This is a genomic window from Thiobacillus sp. 65-1402, from assembly GCF_001897685.1.
GTDB lineage: Bacteria > Pseudomonadota > Gammaproteobacteria > Burkholderiales > Thiobacillaceae > Thiobacillus.
This window is the reverse complement of record NZ_MKUG01000034.1, coordinates 1-19,144: the sequence shown is the minus strand read 5'-3', so window position 1 is coordinate 19,144 and position 19,144 is coordinate 1. Positions and strand designations below refer to the sequence as shown.

Here is a 19,144-nt window from a genome sequence, read left to right as displayed (position 1 = left end):
GGAGTTGGAACATGGTCATTCCCCAGTCTGCCGCCCGCCTGTGGCGGCCCCCGGTTTGCCCTACGGCTGTGCTGCTCGTGTGGGCAGGTTTCGCCGGACCGGTCTGCGCCGGGCCGCTTTCATTCGACGACGCACTGGCGCTGGCCGTGCGCGAAACCCCGGTGCTGCGTGCGGAGTCGGCGCAGATCGATGCGGCCCGCCAGGCGGCGATTCCGGCGGGCGCACTGCCCGACCCGAAACTTGCGCTCGGCATCGACAACCTGCCCATCGAAGGCCCCGACCGCTTCAGCCTGAGCCGCGATTTCATGACCATGCGGCGCATCGGCCTGATGCAGGATTTCCCCAATGCGGCCAAGCGCGACGCCCGCGTCGCTGCGGCGCGCGGGCGGGTTGCGCAGGCGGAAGCGCAAACCCGCATTACCCGACTCATGGTGCTACGGGAAACGGCGCTGGCCTGGATTGCGCGCGACGCCGTCGAGCGGCAACTGGCAGGCATCGATGCGCTGGTCGAGGAGAACCGCGTGTTCGAGGCCAGCGTGCGCGCCCGCATCGCCGGCGGCAAGGGCAGCGCGCTGGAAGCGGTGGCGCCGCGGCAGGAGGCCGCACTGATCGAGGCACGACGCGACGAACTCGGCGCGCGCCGCAGGCAGGCCGTCAGCAAGCCATTGCCGCGCTCAAACGCTGGGTGGGCCCGCGTGCAGCGGCGCCCCTCAACGGGGCGGCGCCGGACTGGCCCATTGCGCGCGACACGCTTGAACACGCACTGCACGGGCATCCGGAGCTGGCGATCTTCGACCCCAAGGGACGCGTGCTGGACGCCGAGGTGGCCGAAGCCAAAGCCGACAAGAAACCGGACTGGGCACTGGAACTGGCGTACGCGAAGCGCGGCTCGCAGTTCGGCGATATGGCTATGGTGAACGTCACGTTCGATTTGCCCGTGTTTGCCGCTTCGCGCCAGGACCCGCAGATTGCATCGAGGCAGGCCGAGCGGGCGGCGCTCGACGCGGAACGCGAAGCCGTGCTGCGCGAACACGCGGCGATGCTGGAGACGGATTTGGCCGAATACCAGCGCCTCGACCGGGCGGTCGCGCGGCAGCGCGACGTGCTGCTGCCGCTGGCCGACGAAAAAGCGGCGCTGGCGCTGGCCGCCTGGCGCGGCGGCACGGGCGAACTCGCCGATCTGGTGATGGCGCGGCGCGAACGCATCGACGCCGGACTGATCGCCATCGCGCTCGAAGGCGAGCGTCGGCAGATGGCCGCCCGGCTGTATTACGCCTATGGCGACCATGCCAAGAGCGAACCCAATTTGTCTGGAGAAAAATAATGAGCCGCCAAACGATCAAAAAAACAGTGTCGGGTTTCGTCGTCGTTGTTGCGCTGCTCGCGATAGGTGTGGCGGCTGGCCTGTGGTGGGAAAGACGCCAGGCGCCGGGCGGCGGGATGGAAACCTCTGCCGTCGCCGCACCAGGCGGACCCGCCGTGCTGTACTGGTACGACCCCATGGTCCCGACCCAGAAGTTCGACAAGCCCGGCAAGTCGCCCTTCATGGACATGGAACTGGTGCCCAAATACGCTGACGAAGGCGGCGATGCATCGACCGTGAAAATCAATCCGGGCGTGTCGCAGAACCTGGGCGTTCGCCTGGTCACTGTCATGCGCGCTCCGCTGGACTCGAATGTGATGGCGACCGGGATTGTCGATTACAACGAGCGCGATGTGGCCATCGTGCAGGCGCGCACCGGTGGGTTTGTGGAACGCGTGGCCAGACTGGCACCCAATGACGTGATCGGTTCCGGCGCGTTTATCGCCGAACTGCTGGTGCCGGAATGGGCTGCGTTGCAGGAGGAATATCTGGCGCTGAAGGCGTTGGGTGAGCCCTCGCTGGAAGAGGCTGCGCGCGCGCGGATGCGCCTGGGCGGCATGCCCGAAAGCCTGATTCGAGAGGTGGCCGCAAGCGGCAAGGTTAGAAACCGCATCTCGATCACCACCCCACGCGGCGGTGTGATCCAGGCACTTGACGTACGACCCGGCATGACCTTGATGGCCGGCCAGACCCTGGCCCGCATCAACGGCATCGGCACGGTATGGCTCGATGTGGCCGTACCGGAAGCCCAGGCCGGATTGGTGCGGGTGGGACAGACCGCCGAGGCTGCCTTTGCCGCGTTTCCAGGCAAGCCGGTGCAGGGCCGTGTCACTGCGCTGTTGCCGACGCTGAACGATGCCGCCCGTGCGCTCAGGGTGCGGGTTGAACTGTCCAACAAGGACGGACGCTTGCGGCCGGGCTTGTCCGCGCAGGTCAGTCTCAAGAGCAGTGGTGGCGAATCTGCACTGCGCGTGCCGACCGAAGCGGTGATCCGCACCGGTCGCCGTGCACTTGTCATCGTGGCCGAAGCAGAAGGACATTATCGTCCGGTCGAAGTCATCCTCGGCCCCGAGTCCGGCACCGACACCGTCATTTTGTCCGGTCTCGACGAAGGTCAGAAAATCGTCGCCAGCGGCCAGTTCCTGATCGATTCCGAAGCGAGTCTGCAGGGGATTGTGGCGCGAGGATCCGACTCGGCCGCAGCCATGCCCGCATCGGTTGCGCTGCACGAGGCAGGTGCCGTGATTGATGAAGTCTCCGATGCCTATGTGACACTTTCTCACGGCCCCTTCAAAACGCTGTCGATGCCCGGCATGACGATGGAGTTTCCACTGGCCAACCCAAAACTCGTCAAGGGCTTGAAGGCAGGTGACCGGGTGCGCGTCGGTGTTCGTGAAACAGACGATGGCTTGCTGGTTGAGAAGCTCGACAAGACCGGAGGCGCCAAGTGATAGCCCATCTCATCAAGTGGTCGGTCGCCAATCGTTTTCTGGTCCTGCTGGCGACGCTGTTCACCGTGGCCTGGGGCATCTGGTCAGTGAAGACCACGCCGATCGACGCGCTGCCCGACCTGTCCGACGTGCAGGTCATCATTCGCACCGCATATCCGGGGCAGGCGCCGCAGATCGTCGAAAACCAGGTGACCTATCCGCTCGCCACCACCATGCTCTCGGTGCCGGGCGCGAAGACGGTGCGCGGGTTTTCCTTTTTCGGCGACAGCTTCGTGTACGTCATTTTCGAAGACGGCACCGATCTCTATTGGGCACGCTCGCGGGTACTGGAATATCTTAGCCAGGTGCAGAGCCGGATGCCTGAAACCGCGGTGCCGGCGCTGGGACCGGACGCCACCGGGGTGGGCTGGATTTATCAGTACGCATTGGTCGACCGCAGCGGCAAGCACGATCTGGCGCAACTGCGCACCCTGCAGGACTGGTTTCTCAAGTACGAGCTGAAAACCCTGCCCAACGTGGCCGAAGTGGCGACCGTTGGCGGCATGGTCAAACAGTATCAGGTGGTGCTCGATCCGGTGAAGCTCGCCAGCTTCGGCATCACGCACGATGAAGTGATCAAGGCGATCCGTTCGGCCAACCAGGAAACCGGCGGCGCCGTGCTGGAGTTGGCCGAGACCGAATTCATGGTGCGCGCCAGCGGCTATCTCAAGAACATCGCCGATTTTCGCGACATTCCGCTGCGGCTGGCCGGCACCACGCCGGTCAGCCTGGGCGACGTGGCGCACATCCAGCTTGGCCCCGAAATGCGGCGCGGCATTTCCGAACTCAACGGCGAAGGCGAAGCCGTCGGCGGCATCGTGGTGCTGCGCTCGGGCAAGAACGCACGCGAGACCATCGCGGCCGTGAAAACCAGGCTCGACACGCTCAAGGCCAGCCTGCCGCCCGGCGTCGAAATCGTGCCGACTTACGACCGCAGCAAGCTGATCGATCGCGCGATCGATAACCTGACCCACAAGCTGATCGAAGAATTCATCGTGGTGGCGCTGGTGTGCGTGGTGTTCCTATGGCATCTGCGTTCATCGCTGGTGGCGATCGTTTCGTTGCCGCTGGGCGTGCTGATCGCCTTCATCGTCATGCGTCAGCAAGGTGTCAACGCCAACATCATGTCGCTCGGCGGTATTGCCATCGCCATCGGCGCCATGGTCGATGCGGCGGTGGTGATGATCGAAAACGCCCACAAGAAAATCGAGCTCTGGAACCACGCGCATCCCGGCGAAACGCTGGAAGGCGAGACGCGCTGGAACGTGGTGACCGACGCGGCCAGCGAGGTCGGCCCGGCGCTGTTCTTCTCGCTTCTGATCATCACGCTCTCCTTCATTCCGGTGTTCACGCTGGAAGCGCAGGAAGGACGGCTGTTCGGCCCACTGGCCTTCACCAAGACCTACGCCATGGCGGCCGCTGCCGGCCTCTCGGTGACGCTGGTTCCGGTGCTGATGGGCTACTGGATCCGTGGCCGGATTCCCGACGAGACGAAGAATCCGCTCAACCGCTGGCTGATTCGTGCTTACCAGCCGCTGCTGGACGCCGTGCTCAGACATCCGAAGCTCACGATGGCTGCGGCCGTGCTGATTTTTCTCACCGCGCTGTGGCCGATGAGCCGCCTAGGCGGCGAATTCCTGCCGCCGCTGGACGAGGGCGACCTGCTCTACATGCCGTCGGCCCTGCCGGGGCTGTCGGCGCAAAAAGCCTCCGAACTTCTGCAGCAGACCAACCGGCTGATCCGGAGCGTGCCCGAGGTGGCCAGCGTCCACGGCAAGGCCGGGCGCGCCGAAACCGCCACCGATCCGGCGCCGCTGGAAATGTTCGAGACCATCATCCAGTTCAAGCCGCGTGAAGAATGGCGGTCGGGCATGACGGCGGACAAGCTGGTCGAGGAACTCGATCGCGCGGTCAGGGTGCCGGGACTCGCCAACATCTGGATTCCTCCCATCCGCAACCGCATCGACATGCTCGCCACCGGCATCAAGAGCCCGGTCGGGGTCAAGATCGCCGGCAGCAATCTGGCCGATATCGACCGTATCGCCCAGGACGTTGAGCGCATCGCCAAGACCGTGCCCGGGGTGTCGTCCGCGCTGGCCGAGCGGCTCACCGGCGGCCGCTACATCGACGTCGACATCGATCGTGCCACCGCGGCGCGCTATGGCATGAACATCGGTGACGTGCAGTCGGCGGTGGCCAACCTCATCGGTGGCGAAAACATCGGCGAAACGGTCGAAGGTCTGGCGCGCTATCCGATCAACGTGCGCTACCCGCGCGAATGGCGCGACACACCCGCCAAGCTCGCCGCGCTGCCCATCCTCACGCCGAGCGGCAGCCAGATCACGCTGGGCACGGTGGCCACCGTCAAGGTCACCGACGGCCCGCCCATGCTCAAAAGCGAGAATGCGCGGCCTTCGGGCTGGGTGTATGTCGACGTGCGCGGGCGCGATCTGGCGTCCACCGTGGCCGACCTGCAGACTGCGGTGTCCGCCCAGGTCAGGCTCGAACCCGGCATGAGCCTGGCCTATTCCGGCCAGTTCGAGTTCATGGAGCGCGCCAACGCCCGGCTCAAGCTCGTCGTGCCGGCCACGCTGCTCATCATCTTCGTGCTGCTCTATCTCACCTTCAGCCGCTTCGACGAAGCCGTGCTCATCATGGCCACGCTGCCGTTCGCGCTGACCGGCGGCGTGTGGTTTCTCTACGCTCTGGACTACCAGCTGTCGATCGCCACTGGCGTCGGCTTCATCGCGCTGGCCGGGGTGTCGGCCGAGTTCGGCGTCATCATGCTGCTCTATCTGAAAAACGCCTGGGAAGCGAAGAAAGCCGCCGGCCAAACCGGCGAAGCCGACCTTGTCGACGCCATCCGCGAAGGCGCGGTGCAGCGCGTGCGCCCCAAGGCGATGACAGTGGCGGTGATCGTCGCCGGCCTGCTGCCCATCCTGCTGGGCAGCGGCACCGGCAGCGAGGTGATGAGCCGCATCGCCGCCCCCATGGTGGGCGGCATGCTGAGCGCGCCGTTGCTGTCGCTGTTTGTCGTGCCGGCGGCGTACCAGCTGATGCGCCGCCCCAGGAAAAGCCGCCAATGAAGAATATCCCCCGCAGCAGCGGATAGACGGCTGTCGGCCCAGGCCGGGGTGAACCACGAGCCTGACGCCCAGCAGGCGAAGCGCCATGTCATCCAGGTATTTCGAAGCCAGTGCAACGCAGACGCTGCGCCGGTTGAGTACACGCGGAGCGCCAAGGTATGAATGAACCCTTGGTGGACCGCCATCGTGCTCTATCTGGGCAGCCGCGTCGGCCTCGCCGCGATCCGCCTGCTGTGAGATCGACGTGCATCAACTGCATGAACACGATTTCGGCTGGGATGGCAGCCCACCCCAGCCGTACAAGCGGCCGTTCAGCGGCTCTTCTAGCCCATGGCCGGTGTGCGATGCATATCCGACCTTGGTGAAGCAGCACTCCAGGGGCGGCTCTGGCCGAGGACCAGGCACCCAACTCATTTTTTTGACGGCGGTTCAACCCCGGGAACCGGCCCCCATGACGCTGCTTGCCGAGCGACTCTTCCGGGTCGGTGCTGCCCCTCGTCGTTGTCGAAGGCAGCCATTTAGCCCGAACTTCGTGCCGGAGTCGGCAAGCTGCTCCACACCGACCGCTCATTAGTCCCCAGTGTCAGCGGCGGTAGCAAAGGCCGAGGAGTCAGCGTCCAATTTGCGATAGCCGTCGATCAGCGCGGTTGAGTGAGGCCGATCCCTGTACCATTTGCCTTTACCAGTACGCTATGAGGCCCCCCCAATTGTCGAACATCGCATCCGTGCTCAAGGAAGAAATCGCTAGACTCGTCCGCAGGCAGTTTCGCAGCGAAACCGAAACCCTCAAGAAGGCATCGAGCCGCTACCGCACAGATATCGCGGCATTAAAACGGCGCATCGAGCCCTTGGAAAAGAAAATATCACGCCTCGAAAAAATGGTGCCGAAGAATGTCGCCCCTACCGCCGACAAGGAATCCGAAACGAAACTGAGGTTCAAACCGCAGGGTGTGCGTGCGCAGCGGACGCGGCTCGAACTGTCGGCGCGGGAGATGGGAGCGCTGGTGGGCGTCTCCGCCCAAACCATCTACAACTGGGAAGCCGGCACGTCGCGCCCGAAAGCCGAGCAGCTCGCAGTCTTTGCGGCCGTCCGGAAGATGGGCAAGCGCGAGGTCAAGGAACGGCTTGACCAAATGCAAGCGGATTGATGGACCAGCACACACGGGACCGATGGCTCCGTCGCGTACGATCTGTCAAACGTCAGATCAGCGCTCTATATGCTTCTGAAATCCTCGATTCTGAGCTGCTGCAAGACGTGCATCGATTCCCTTGTATTTCTCAATGGACGATCAGGGAACTGGATCTGAGCACCAGCCATCGGGTCTTCGGTACGCAGAATCAAATAGAAGCCATGGCGAGGGTTGGCCAGCCTACGTTTTTTCACCAGCCGGGTGATCTCGGCGGTCAGTCCCTCAGGATTCAGGTCGACCTCAGCCAACGTTTCTTCGCGGTCGCAGCGCGTTAAACACTCGCTGTCGATTGACGCGGAGGCGACGCAGATTGACGATTGACAGGCAATCCGCGGAGCCTCATAAGTCCCTTCTTGTGTAGGGCACTTGACCAGCGACCAGTACTGCGACACAACGATCAGCGAAAGCGACTGGCACCGCAAGCGCGCTCAGATGCTGGGCGCGCGTCAAGCCAACGTAGAGCACACGCTTGGCCTCGGCATCGGTGCGGGTCTCCCACGAGTCAAATAGAGCTTCACCCCGGTTTTCAGGAGCCCGATTGGGCGGAATCACGACGCACACAGCACCGTACTCGCGGCCTTTCGCCTCGTGAATCTTGGCGCATGTCAGGCCGAGCTCGACCGGGACTTGGAGGTGGTGCGACCATTGCACGTTAGTTGGCCGCCTAAAGAAGTTACGCACGGTCACTCTGGCCGGCAAAGGCAGATTCAGCCGTTCCGTCTCTGCCTGCACACAGGCAATCCAGGCGAGCCGATCAGCGTCGGCATTCCCACACACCTTTGGAAGGCTCATGAGTAAACTCAACGCACATCGTCGATGCGTTCGCCGATCCATTCCACCGCGCTCGACTGCACGTAACAGATGCTCATTGTCCTGACGCAATCCCATGAGGTCCAACAACAACGTCTCCACTGCTTGGATCGCTGATTCCTTTGATCGGGCCGTTGCGGCAGGTGACCAGAACTCCGCCACTTTTCGGGCCAGCGACTCAACCCGCGAGCTTCCGTTCGAATCGCTGGAAACCACTCCACCAGCGGCACGCTGCGCGACTTTGCCCGAATGCGCCAGAACGATCGCGTCAGTTGAATCCAAACCAAGTTCAGCGACCCGATCCAGGAAGGCCCGGCCGATCGTCGCACTCGGTCCTCGGCCGCCGTATGAGAGAAGCAAAATCGGGTGCGCAACATTCGCAGTGTCGCCGACGGACTGATCCACGTGGCCCGCGCTTCTAAGCGTGGCGGCCAACCGACAAACCGCAGGGCTGCTGCGAAAATTCCCTGTCAGCCCTCGATGTGATTCAACGGGGTACGTCTCCTTGAATATCTGAACACCAGCAGGATTGCCGTTGCGGAATTCATAGATCGCCTGATCCGGGTCACACACGAAAATGACATGCACCCCGTGCTCTCTGAGCCACGATAGGATCTGCAGATCAAGCGGATTGCAATCCTGGCCTTCGTCCACCATGACTTCGTGGAAACGTGCCGCCAGTGCGCGACCAAGCGCACCGCCATTCACTGGATCACGAATCAGCTGCAGCGTCTGAACGCGAGCATCGCCAGCGCTTAGATAGCCGGCCTGCAGCAAGCCACGTCGCCGTTGTGCCGCAGCCTGTTGATACCTGGCTTGATGCTGGCGCACATGGTTTCGTAGTCCTGCATGCCCAATTCTCGCTGGATCAATGACGTTGGTTTCCGCGTCGAACAGGTCCAGGCTCACCGCATCACCTCGGAAGGCGAATTGCCCCGACAACCGAACCTCTATGCCGAGAGTGTCCCAACTATCGAGGATGATCGGCCGCATCGTGCTTGTTGCCGCACTGCCTGGGAGCACCACGAAATGCCGGACAAATGCATCGAGCGTTCCCATGAAGCTGGGATGCTTCAAGAGTGGGCCGAGTCCTGCAACCCGGCAGCGCTCTCGAAACTCATCGACGGCAGAGTTCGTGAAGGAGAGTACCGCAACGCCGCGACGAGGCGGCAACGTGGCGGCAATCTTAGCCAGGCGCGCGATGATCGTACGGGTCTTTCCGGCACCGGGGCAGGCATGTACGAAGGCACCGCCGACGTGCGTGGCGAATGCTTCCTGCTCAGCCGTCAGGCCGTGAATGCCAATCATGCCTGCGCAGCACCACGAATCGCATCGGCAAGATAGTGCGGCACGACAAATGGTTCGCCTGCGGCAATACGTGCAGCGATGGCCTGGGCCAAATCGCCCTTGCGGGTTTTCTTCGCCTCGATCAGCTTAAGGAACGCGTCGGAACGCTCCTGAACCGCGACGCCCTCTATCCGGTTCGTCCAGTCCTGACGCGAGTTGCGGTGCAGCCGAAGAAACACACTCTTCAAGAAGGCCTCGTTACCCGCTCCGAAAATCTCATGCTCCAACGTGTGCTGATTGGTCAGCACCGTCAGCGCTTGCGGCGCGCCATGGGTCGCGGCGAGGTTTTCAAGATCGACCTTCCGATTCCCCAACACTGTCGGATCAGCGTCGGTGATCACGATCAGCCGGTCGGCGATGCATGCGCCGTCAACCGGCCGCAGCAGTACCTCGACATAGGGGCGGAAGTCCACACCCTCGATCGGTACGATGACGGTTCCCTTGAACCGGAGCCATCCGTCGGCATCGTCGACCAAGACAATCTTTTGCGCCAGCACCGGCAACAGTAGTGCCTCGGCAATCCCTTCGACCAGGATAGCTCTGTTGCCGAACAGCAGTGCGGAGCGGGTCACATCCAGATAGCGGTTGATCTTGTCCAGCGTCTTCGGCTTGAGCCCGAGTTCGGCGATGGGCACGCTGACCGATTCCGACACTATGACTCCATTCGCTTCGCCGCGACGTGAGCGCATAACCACCAGATGCAGTGGAGAGACCCATGCCGTCAGGTTTGGCGAATGGGTCGTCACAACGATCTGGATACGGCCTTCCGGCTTGCCGGGCTCGATGGCCCGCGCTGCCGATTGGCGAGCCTGTTCCAGTAGGAATTCGAGCACCAACACTTGCAACTGCGGATGCAAGTGAGCTTCCGGCTCTTCCACGAGAAAGATCGTGAGGTCCGCTTCCTTGGCTTTCGCCAGTTCGACGACGACCGTAGCCATATAGAGCAGATTGGAGTAGCCCAGACCGGAAGCCCGGATGTCCTCGGGCACGAGGCCGGTATCGGCCAAGCGAAACCTCAGATCGCGGGCGACATCGAGCAGGGTTTCGGCACCGAAGTCCAGGGCCGCCGTTTGCGGACGGACCCCATTGGTCAGCATCCCCAGGGCAGTATCGATCTCCGCGTTCATCGTCGTCAGGACGTCTGGCCTGTCGTCCGCGCGCCTGACACCGGCAAGGAAATTCGGCTCTTGATCCTTCGGCAGGAAGTGGCGCAACAGTGCCATGACCCGCGCGCCGCTTCCAGTGCCAAGCGCCTGATGCGCATCGCGCAGCGGCGGTAGGTAGACGTGTCGGATCAGATCGGTGGAGCCAGCCTCCGGCTCATTGGTGTCAAAGCGCCCGGCCCAGACGGTAGTCTTGCCGCGCGGCGAGCGTGCGGACCGCGACTCGTACCGATAGCCGAAGACTGCTTCATCCTGGGTTGGGTCTGGAACTGCCGAGATCAGCAACCCTTTCAGCGTATCGCCGAGCCCCTTGAAAACACCTTCGATCTGGAAGTTCGGGACGGTCGCGTGGCGCCGTACATCCTCGTCTTCCGGGTACCGCTCCCGGCGTCCGCTCAGCGGCAAGGTGAGCAGCCGGATCGCGTCTACGACGTTGGACTTGCCGCCATTGTTCTCACCGACCAAGACGGTCAGATCGGGGCGGAGACTGACGGTCACATTGTCGCAAGATCGGAAACGTGAAATTGTCAGGCTCCCCAAGTACATGGTATCTCCCTTACCGGCTCAATAGGCCGGGATATTTTTTTGTGCGCAGCTCTTCTAACGCTTTGTCGGTCAGCTTCCATGCATCACCCTTGATGCGGACGATGAGTTCCTTCCATACGCGCTCGAAAGCCTGTATCGCATCGTCGTCGTTGAAGCGGACGCCGGCCGGCAGTAATGGCGCGATGTCTTCGATCAGACTACGTGTGAGCTTTTCCAACATACGCTGCTCGGCGACGGCGCGCGTGATGGGCTTGCCTTCAAGCGCCAGGTAGTGGTCGAAGCAGGCGATGAGCTTATCCCGATCCATGGCGAGCTGGTCGAGTCCGTGGTGCAGATCGAAGAGGTCGCGGTTCTTGCGCCGCTGCAATAATGCGCGCAGTTTGGTGCCGAACAGTTCCTCTGGCTCGAAGGACGCGATCTCGGCCTCGCCTTGGTACCAGTCGCTTTCCACCGCGAAGGGATACGACTTGATGCCGAGCAGATGCTCATGCTCGCGTGTATTGATCTCGACCTTGAGCTTCAGCGCCGTCTGCGGATCAGCTTCGGGCGTGAATTTGAACACCAGGTGCATCGAATGCCCCGCCTGCTCGCGATTGCACTTGCCGAGCCATGACAGGGCTTCGCGGATCGCATCGACCGTCGTGCCGATGGACTCAGCCTGCGTCTGCACCAGATCGATGTCTTCCGAATAGCGCAGGGGCTGCTTGAACAGCAGTTTGTTGATCGCGGTGCCACCGCGAAAAGCGATCTTGTCTTTCAGCATCGGCGTGTTGAACAGGTCGCACAACGCGCGGCTGATGATCAGGTCCTGCTCGATCTGCCGCGCGTCGGGCCAAGGGGCTTTCATGCTCCAGGCCTGGATGTAGGAACTCGGAATCAAAAGTCGATCTCCACGGGTTCATTGATCACGAGCTTCCACCGGGCGTCTTTCTCGTGAAGCCCGGAAAGGGATTCAATGAGGGGCTTGACGGCAGGATCCAGCAGCACCGCTGTCTTGGCCTTCTTGACGAAGGGTTCCAGCGCGTTGGCTTGTCGCGTGTGCCCTGCCCGTTCGAGCAGGTACCCCAGCCGGCGCACAGACGAGTTTTCATAGGCAGCGGCCGCTTTGGCAAGCACACGCGGCTCGGCCTTGGCTCCAATGTCCTTGGCGATCTGCGCAACGCCGTTGATGCCGGCGGCCTTGTGGAAGTAGCGTGCGCAATCCAGCAACGTCAGCTCGACGCCGGCCACTTGGGCAAAACCTGCATCACTCTTCATCCGATCGAGCTGATCGGGTTGATTGAGCTTTGCGAAGGCCTTGGGCGTCTGATAGAGAAACTGGAGGCGATGGCGTCCGATCTCGAAGTCCCTCAACTGCTTGGGCACAACTACCTGAAAGACCATGGCGGCCTGGTGCGATGAACCGTGGAAGGCCGCAGCACGCAACAGCGAGATGCGATAGTCGAGACCCTGGTACTTCATCAAGGGATCGATCCAACGCACGGGATCGGGAGCGCCGGTCATCTGGTCCTCGGGACGCAGGATCAGATAGAAGCCATGGCGAGGGTTGGCCAGCCGCTGTTTTTTCACCAGCCGTGTGATCGCGGCGGTCAGGCCATCAGGATTCAGGTCGACCGCAGCCAGCGCCTCTTCGCGGTTGAAGTGCGCACGGCCATGGAGAAGCCGGTCATCAACGAATTGATCAAGGGAAGCCATTCCCGAATCATATGCAAAAACCGACAAAAACCCAAGGTTTTTGCGTATGAGTTGGGATGACTATGGAGGTTGTATTCCGGGACTGCACAAGTCGATAGCCCAGAGGATGCGTACCGCACTTCGTTTGTCCGAAAAATGTGGTGTTATTTCGGACAAAACATCCAAAGCAAAATGGCGTTCCGGCACATCGTGCCGTCGGGCTCGCGGACATTGCCCCACGCCTCGTGCCGAGGCGCGGCCATACGGCTTTGATCCCTGACGCCTCCGTCCCTTCGGGCCTGCGCGCTTCGCTTGCCATGTGGGTAGCGGAGTGTGTGGGGGGGCGGCCTTGCTGTTCCCTTCAACGTACCACGCCGTTCTCGCCGTCAAGGGCTGCGCGCCCTGCCCTTTGGTTGATCGCTTGCGTCCATGCGGCCGTCCGTGATCCCTGACTGCTGCGCTGCGTCGTGTTGCGCCGGTTCCGGGCAATTCCGCCCGATTCGGACTGGAGCACGATCATGATGCAACTTTCTCTTTCTATCGATTCTTCCCTTCTCGTTCGCGATGTCGCGGGCGACTACCGCCCGGCCAATGCCGACGAAGTGTTGCAGGCTGCGCGGCGTGTGCTCGCCGGGCAGATGCGCGGCTGCGAAGCGCTGACCTCGCCGCAGGTGGTGCGCGACTTTCTACGGGTCAAGCTGGGGGCGCTGGAGCACGAGGTGTTCGCCGTCATCCATCTGGATGCGCAGAACCGGGTCATCGACTACGTCGAGATGTTTCGCGGCACGGTGAGCCAGACATCGGTGTATCCACGCGAGGTGGTCAAGGAGGCGTTGGCCAGGAACAGCGCTGCGCTGCTGCTGGTGCATAACCACCCGTCGGGCGTGGCGGAACCCTCGCGCGCCGACGAGCTGCTGACGCAGACGCTGAAATCGGCGCTGGCGCTGGTGGACGTGCGGGTACTGGATCACCTGATCGTCGCCGGTAGCGCCATCCTGTCGTTTGCCGAGCGCGGGCTGTTGTAGCCCGAGGGGGCATCGCCCCCTTTTTTTGCTGTGTCCTTGGTTTCGAGAAGACGCTGCGCGCTGCGCTTGCCTCCAGGGGGCGGCTGACGCCCACCCCGCCGCGCAGGCTTGGCGCCCCACAAGACCGCCGAACAGGCGGCGCCTGATCGGCCAGCACTCGGTGTCGATTGCGCGCTATGCGCAGTGTTCATTTTCAGCAGGCGCGCCTGCGGCACGCAGCAGCGCTCGCCGCGCGGCGTGGGTACGTCGCTCATCTGGCCGCAGGCCGGTCATCCGTCTTTCCCTCTCCTTCATCACTGATCCCGCGACCGTAGCCAGCGGTGCCTGTCCGTCAAGGCGCGCAGGGCCGTGTCCTCGCCTGCGGCTGCGGGCCGCACCCCCCTGCGCTTTCCTCCTTGACCGCCAGTCTCTCGCCGGCCCGGTTGTTCGCGGGCGATGAACTCAGGAAAGACGGCGGCAACGGCGACCAGCCCAGGTCACTGCGCCGAACCCACCGAAGCCAACACCGGGCTCCGAATCTTGGAATCCGGTCAGCTTTGAAACCACAACCTGTAACCACTGGAGAAATACCATGCAACTCAGTTCCCGTTTCGCCAACGCTACGCCCTTCTTACGCGCCGACCATCCGTTATCGGATGATCAGATTCGCAGCGTGGCTCCCTCCATCTTTGCGGAAGAGAAGCACCAGAGCCGATCCGACCGCTATACCTATATCCCGACCGGCGAGGTATTGGGTGCCCTGCGCAAGGAAGGCTTCCAGCCATTCATGGTATGCCAGACGCGTGTGCGCGATAGCGGCAAGCGCGAACACACCAAGCACATGCTGCGATTGCGCCACGCAGCGCAGATCAACGGCGCAGAGGCCAACGAAATCATTCTGCTGAACTCGCACGACGGCACCAGCAGCTATCAGATGCTGGCCGGAATGTTCCGTTTCGTGTGTAGCAATGGGCTGGTGTGCGGCGATACCGTGGCCGACCTGCGCATCCCGCACAAGGGCGATGTGATCGGCCAGGTGATCGAAGGCGCCTACGATGTGCTGGACGGGTTCGAGCTGGTACGGGAACGTCGGGAAGATATGGCCGCCATTACGCTCAAGCACGGCGAATCAGAGGCATTTGCCCGCGCCGCGTTGTCGCTGAAATACGATGACCCAATCAAGCCTGCGCCCATCACGGAAACACAATTGCTGCGGCCTCGACGCCGGGACGACGACCGGCCCGACCTGTGGAGCACGTTCAACCGCGTGCAGGAAAATCTGGTGCAGGGCGGACTGTCCACACGCACGGCCAATGGACGCAGGAACCGCACCCGCGCCATCCAGGGCATAGACCAGAACGTCAAGGTCAACCGGGCGCTGTGGATACTGGCCGAAGAGATGAAGCGGCTCAAGAACTGACATGCGAGGGGGCTTCGCCCCCCTCAGTTGTCAGCGCCGGAGTACGCAGCAAGTCGGTCCAAACCCAAGAAGAAAGCGCTGACCAGCAAAGCGGAACGGCTGGCGCTGGGAACCGGCTGGCTGCCGCTGATGCTGCGCGCGGTGGAGCCGGAAACAAAGGAAGAAGTTGCCCCGGTTGCTGATTCGGCCAGGTAAGCTGGAAGCCCCGTCAAGTTGCCCGCCGGGGCTATTTTTGGCGCGTCGCGCGCGGCACACATGCCGCGCGCGTTTTAACAGCCAACGACCCATCCTTCCCTCGATGCGAGCCCAGCCGAAGGCTGGGCGGCGTAGTATGACAAACCTTGCTGCGCCAGTTGTGCAGTAGCGCGCGCCCCCGACGCTGGCGGGCAGGTCGCCACGAACGACAGCAGCTTATCGACAGACCGTCCACCCTGCCCATCCGCAACCACGCTACGAACGATCAAACCTGCGTCAATGCACAAGGGGCGTTCATCCCGGGTGATTCGGACTGACCTTGACTGCGATGGGGTGCGTACCGGAGACGCTTCTGTGCGGAGATGCCAGAGCCATACTGCCTTTCGGATGGAGTCGCACCCAACGGCGGCCTTGGCTTGTCGTGAATCCTGGCGAGGCAGCGGCTACGCCTCGGGCTTCATGGCTGCAACCGTCCAGCCCAACAAATTTCCCCGGCACTACGTGCCTTCCTCGCGAACCAAATTTCTTGTTCCTCCCGGTCCTCCACGCTGTTGCGGCCGCTGCGCGATGCAGCCCGCCCGACCCTCACCCATCGGATCACCGACAAGGCCGCGATGGGCGCGACCTTGCACCACCAAAAGGAGATTCATCATGGCAAACATTGGCACCTTCACCGCACAGAACGACAGCTTCACCGGCACGGTTCGCACCCTGACGCTCAACGTCAAGGTCAAATTCGTCCCGAACACCGGGGAGAGCGAGAACGCTCCCAACTACCGCATCGTCGCCGGCAACTTCGAGATCGGCGCGGCATGGAAGAAAATCAGCAAGGCGGAACGGCCCTACTTGTCGGCAACCCTAGATGATCCGTCGTTCCCGGCGACCATCTACGCCCGTCTGGTCGAGGGCGAGGATGGAGTGCACAACCTGATCTGGTCGCGCAGCAAGGGCGATTGATCATCGCCCTCGGCGCCCCGCCAATGCGGCGGGGCGTTTTCTGCGAAGGCTTTGATTCACAGGCCCCACCGTCAAGGCGTTGATCTTACGATCACGATATGCAAACGGTGCAAGCCGGAACGATTGCATGCATGCACCTGACTTGGAGCGCACTCTGACTTCCAGGATTAACCACATGGACCTTGTCTTTATGATTCAATGACTCGGTTCATGACAACCCCGGCGGACCCTCCTTGAATACTGATACACCCGAATCCAGCCGCAAGGCATTGATCGACGCTCTGCTTCTCAAACTCCCTGGCGTCAGCGCAAGAAAAATCAGCGGCCTTGATGCCTACTTCGTCAGCGACAAGATGTTCGCCTGCATCAGCGGTAGCGGCGTCGGGCTGCGCCTGCCCGCCGCTACCGCGACCGAACTGCAGTTCTCAAGGGGCGACGTCGTCCCGTTTCAGCCCGGCGGTATGGCTAGCACTAGGGAATGGGTACAAATCGACCGCGCCGAGGCGGCTGAGTACGAGAAGGATCTCGAGCTGTTTCAGACCTCGCTCGAGTTTGTGAAAGGCGCCCGAACCCGCTAGGTCGGCAGCTTCGTCAGACAGACGCTTATCGGCCAGGAAGAGAGACCTTCAGGGGAATCGCCGCGACCGTCCGGCCATCAGCCACAGTAAACGCACAAGCTTGTGCTACACAGTTCATTCATCTCGGTTCGGAAATCCTGGCAGTTAGCTTTGGCTCACACGGAGACCCGTAAAGGCAGCTAGCTGGCAACGGGCCAGTTTGGTGTTGGGCATATTTCGGCCGAAGAGACGGCCGTGAAACGCTACACCGGCGCTATTGAGCGGCTGGTCCACCCCTGCGGATTCAACCGATGCGGGCTACGTCCGCTCCGCCGACCAAATCAGCCGCTCGTGCTTGGCCTTTGACTTCCCTAGAACGGCTGCTTTGCAGACCTAGGCTCAAACTGGCGCTGTCAGCCAAAGGTTCGACTGTGACCGTCCGATTATCCGGTGCCAGCCGTTCAAATTTCTCATTAGCAGCCGCTTTGCGACTGGAAAATCGAAACCGTGGAGTTACCAGTTTTCCTTGGACAGGGCTAGCATCTTGAACATATAGCTGGGAAGGGTTGCCATGTCTGCGCACAAGGCTCCAAGCAAAGTCAGGAAAGCTTATAAGTTCATTGAAGCGCATCGAAATGAATTCAGCATCCAAGTGATGTGCCGGATTCTAGGCGTTGCGCGTGCCGGGTACTATGCGTGGCTTCACCAGCCGATATCTGAACGCGCTCAGGAAGATGCACGCCTTCTCCGACTCATTCGTGCATCTTTCATTGCCAGTCATGGCATTTATGGCGCCCCTAGAGTCCTGCTAGATCTGCGTGAGCGTGGAGAAACGTGCAGCAAGCATAGGGTTGCGCGACTGATGCGGGAAAATGGGTTGCGGGCATTGCATGGTTACCGCACGCGACATATCTCGGTGGCCAAGCCGTCAGCCTTGATACCCAACCTGTTACAACGTCAGTTCACGGTATCGAAGCCAAACGCGGCTTGGGTGACGGATATCACCTACATTCGAACTTGGCAGGGCTGGCTTTATCTGGCTGTGGTCATGGATCTTTTTTCGCGCAAGATCGTTGGTTGGGCCGCTAAGCCGACGATCCACCGGGAGTTGGTTCTGGATGCAGTCACGAAAGCCGTTCGATGCCGGCGACCCCGAAAGGCCTTGATCCACTCAGATCAAGGGACTCAGTATGGGAGCGATGCTTGGCAACGTTTCTGCAAAGCTAACCATCTTGAGCCGAGCATGAGCCGGCGAGGAAACTGTTGGGATAACGCCGTGGCGGAATCCTTCTTCAGTAGTCTGAAGAAGGAACGTATCAAGAAGCGCATATACGCCAACCGAGAAACCGCCATCCAGGATGTAGCCGAGTACATAGACGGGTTCTACAATTCAACCCGTCGGCATAGCTATCTCGGCGGCGTTAGTCCGGATGAGTTCGAAGCGACGCATCGCGGCCGGAGATCAGGTGTCCACTAGATCCTGGTAACTCCACCGTGGCCCCTTTGTTGTCCGCGTTTTCGCCATGCTTGCCTTTTCAGACGGGTTTTATTGATTCCATGCTCATCTATCTTTAAAAAACTTGTGGATAAACTTGACTTGTAAATAGTAATGATTATCATTCGCCACACAGGGGAGTGGCGATTAAGTCCAATCAACGACGACAGCATGCACACGCAGCCCTCCTCTATCGTTGCATCGGTCAAGCCCGGGCAGCGGACTTTTCCGCTGAACATTCCCCCAACGGATTTTTATACCATGGCAATCAGGAAATACTGATCCGACGTCCCCCCGGTTTTCAGTAGCACTCGGCTTTAGAGTCCGGGGGTTAATGTAGCCGATTTGCCGGCCAGTTGCCTGGCGTAGGCCGAAGGCGTCAGCCCACCCAGCGATTTCTTAGGTCGCTCCTCGTTGTATTCGCGCCGCCACGCCTCGATCACCGTCCTGGCATGCGCCAGGCTGACGAACCAGTGCTCGTTCAGGCACTCGTCCCGCAAGCGACCGTTGAACGATTCGATGTAGGCGTTCTGGTTGGGCTTGCCAGGCTGGATCAGAAACAGCCTCACGCCACGCGCATGTGCCCAGGTCAGCATCGCCCGGCCGCAGAACTCCTTGCCGTTGTCGGTGCGGATCGCCTGCGGCAAGCCTCGCTCCAGGGCGAGTCGGTCGAGGATGCGCGTCAGCGCGTGGCCGCCGATGGCGCGTTCGGGCACGATGGCAACCGACTCGTGCGTGGCGTCGTCCACCACCGTCAGGCACTTGATGACACGCCCTTCGGCCGTCCGGTCGAACACGAAGTCCATCGACCAGACCTGGTTGGCGGACAGAGGCCGCCCCAACGGCT

Annotated in this window: 15 protein-coding genes and 1 pseudogene; 10 read left to right on the top strand and 6 right to left on the bottom strand. The window is 61.7% G+C overall.

The window, feature by feature from the left end; translation table 11 throughout:
- Positions 1-11 precede the first annotated feature (11 nt).
- The 5 genes from BGO62_RS02945 (at position 12) to BGO62_RS02925 (ending at position 7,087) form a co-directional block, all read left to right on the top strand.
- Positions 12-917, top strand: a complete 906-nt coding sequence (locus BGO62_RS02945; protein WP_296639142.1) for a TolC family protein — start codon at positions 12-14, stop codon at positions 915-917.
- The gene (locus tag BGO62_RS02940; protein WP_296639140.1) at positions 809-1,324 is read left to right on the top strand and encodes a TolC family protein; all 516 of its coding nucleotides are present in this window, start codon (positions 809-811) and stop codon (positions 1,322-1,324) included. The genes BGO62_RS02945 and BGO62_RS02940 overlap by 109 nt, the downstream gene beginning before the upstream one ends.
- On the top strand, positions 1,324-2,814 hold the full coding sequence (locus tag BGO62_RS02935; RefSeq protein WP_296639138.1) for an efflux RND transporter periplasmic adaptor subunit: 1,491 nt from the start codon (positions 1,324-1,326) through the stop codon (positions 2,812-2,814). The genes BGO62_RS02940 and BGO62_RS02935 overlap by 1 nt, the downstream gene beginning before the upstream one ends.
- The gene (locus BGO62_RS02930; RefSeq protein WP_296639137.1) at positions 2,811-5,939 is read left to right on the top strand and encodes an efflux RND transporter permease subunit; all 3,129 of its coding nucleotides are present in this window, start codon (positions 2,811-2,813) and stop codon (positions 5,937-5,939) included. Before BGO62_RS02935 ends, BGO62_RS02930 begins: the two co-directional genes overlap by 4 nt.
- A gap of 707 nt (positions 5,940-6,646) precedes the next feature.
- Positions 6,647-7,087, top strand: coding sequence for a helix-turn-helix transcriptional regulator (locus BGO62_RS02925; RefSeq protein WP_296639135.1), 441 nt, complete (start codon positions 6,647-6,649; stop codon positions 7,085-7,087).
- A 65-nt stretch (positions 7,088-7,152) separates the two neighbouring features.
- Here BGO62_RS02925 and BGO62_RS02920 read toward each other — a convergent pair whose 3' ends face one another.
- The 5 genes from BGO62_RS02920 to BGO62_RS02900 form a co-directional block, all read right to left on the bottom strand.
- Complete coding sequence (locus BGO62_RS02920; protein WP_296639133.1) at positions 7,153-7,377, bottom strand: hypothetical protein; 225 nt, start codon at positions 7,375-7,377, stop codon at positions 7,153-7,155.
- Between the two features lie 91 nt (positions 7,378-7,468).
- Positions 7,469-9,247 (bottom strand): ATP-dependent helicase, encoded by a 1,779-nt coding sequence (locus BGO62_RS02915; RefSeq protein ID WP_296639131.1) that lies wholly within the window; start codon positions 9,245-9,247, stop codon positions 7,469-7,471.
- Complete coding sequence (locus tag BGO62_RS02910; protein WP_296639129.1) at positions 9,244-10,995, bottom strand: AAA family ATPase; 1,752 nt, start codon at positions 10,993-10,995, stop codon at positions 9,244-9,246. Before BGO62_RS02910 ends, BGO62_RS02915 begins: the two co-directional genes overlap by 4 nt.
- A gap of 10 nt (positions 10,996-11,005) precedes the next feature.
- Positions 11,006-11,842 carry a nucleotidyl transferase AbiEii/AbiGii toxin family protein gene (locus BGO62_RS02905; RefSeq protein WP_296639126.1) on the bottom strand — a complete coding sequence of 279 codons (837 nt, stop codon included), beginning with the start codon at positions 11,840-11,842 and terminating at the stop codon, positions 11,006-11,008.
- Between the two features lie 29 nt (positions 11,843-11,871).
- Positions 11,872-12,690 (bottom strand): type IV toxin-antitoxin system AbiEi family antitoxin, encoded by an 819-nt coding sequence (locus BGO62_RS02900; RefSeq protein ID WP_296639125.1) that lies wholly within the window; start codon positions 12,688-12,690, stop codon positions 11,872-11,874.
- A 497-nt stretch (positions 12,691-13,187) separates the two neighbouring features.
- Between BGO62_RS02900 and radC the strand changes: the two genes are divergently transcribed.
- The 5 genes and pseudogenes from radC to BGO62_RS02875 all read left to right on the top strand — a co-directional run.
- Positions 13,188-13,694, top strand: a complete 507-nt coding sequence (gene radC, locus BGO62_RS02895; RefSeq protein WP_296639123.1) for a DNA repair protein RadC — start codon at positions 13,188-13,190, stop codon at positions 13,692-13,694.
- A gap of 571 nt (positions 13,695-14,265) precedes the next feature.
- Entirely contained in the window at positions 14,266-15,093 is an 828-nt protein-coding gene (locus BGO62_RS02890; protein ID WP_296639121.1) for a DUF932 domain-containing protein, read from the top strand.
- An 846-nt stretch (positions 15,094-15,939) separates the two neighbouring features.
- Entirely contained in the window at positions 15,940-16,245 is a 306-nt protein-coding gene (locus BGO62_RS02885) for a DUF736 domain-containing protein (protein WP_296639119.1), read from the top strand.
- 269 nt (positions 16,246-16,514) lie between these two features.
- Positions 16,515-16,823, top strand: coding sequence for a hypothetical protein (locus tag BGO62_RS02880; RefSeq protein WP_296639118.1), 309 nt, complete (start codon positions 16,515-16,517; stop codon positions 16,821-16,823).
- A gap of 589 nt (positions 16,824-17,412) precedes the next feature.
- Positions 17,413-18,279: pseudogene (locus BGO62_RS02875) on the top strand (IS3 family transposase); the annotation flags it as partial.
- Positions 18,280-18,614: 335 nt separating this feature from the next.
- Here BGO62_RS02875 and BGO62_RS02870 read toward each other — a convergent pair.
- Positions 18,615-19,144, bottom strand: a 530-nt coding sequence (locus BGO62_RS02870; protein ID WP_296639116.1) for an integrase core domain-containing protein, incomplete at its 5' end; no start/stop codon positions are given.